At 57.9% G+C, this 641-nt stretch carries 1 protein-coding gene; it reads left to right on the top strand.

All coding sequences use genetic code 11. The annotated features are described in order from the left end of the window. Positions 1-288: 288 nt before the first annotated feature. Positions 289-641, top strand: a 353-nt coding sequence (locus tag ACR0IP_RS23355) for a GTP-binding protein (RefSeq protein ID WP_480528188.1), incomplete at its 3' end; no start/stop codon positions are given.

Genomic DNA, 641 nt, shown 5'->3' with positions numbered 1-641 from the left:
GGTCGGGGCACGAGCGTACCAAAAACGAACAGATGGCCGGTCTGTCACTGAAAGTAGCCGACCGGGTCGAAGAGTGGCTGGCTGAAGAACATGAAGAGAATGGCTGGTTCGAAAAACGGCCAGACCTGATCCAGCCCCTCGATTCCACCGAGGTTACGCAAAATCCGGCGGGATAAGCGCATTTCCCTCAGGATGTGCTTGATTTTCCCCTTTGAACCAAATATCTCGCGCGCGCAGATAGTAACCTGGGACCAAGGGTCCCCCAAATCGCAAAAGGGCGCCTGAGGAATGGCAAAGGAAAAGTTTGAGCGTAATAAGCCGCACGTCAACATCGGCACGATTGGGCATGTTGACCACGGCAAGACGACGCTGACCGCAGCAATCACCAAGTATTTTGGTGACTTCAAGGCGTATGACCAGATTGACGGCGCGCCGGAAGAGAAAGCCCGCGGCATCACCATCTCGACCGCGCACGTGGAATACGAGACCGACGCGCGCCACTATGCGCATGTCGACTGCCCCGGCCACGCCGACTATGTCAAGAACATGATCACCGGTGCCGCTCAGATGGACGGCGCGATCCTGGTTGTGAACGCTGCAGACGGCCCGATGCCGCAGACCCGCGAGCACATCCTGCTGGG

It is taken from the genome of Ruegeria sp. AL11, from assembly GCF_056540865.1.
Note: the sequence above shows the minus strand (reverse complement) of the source record. Positions and strands in the feature narration are given on the sequence as shown.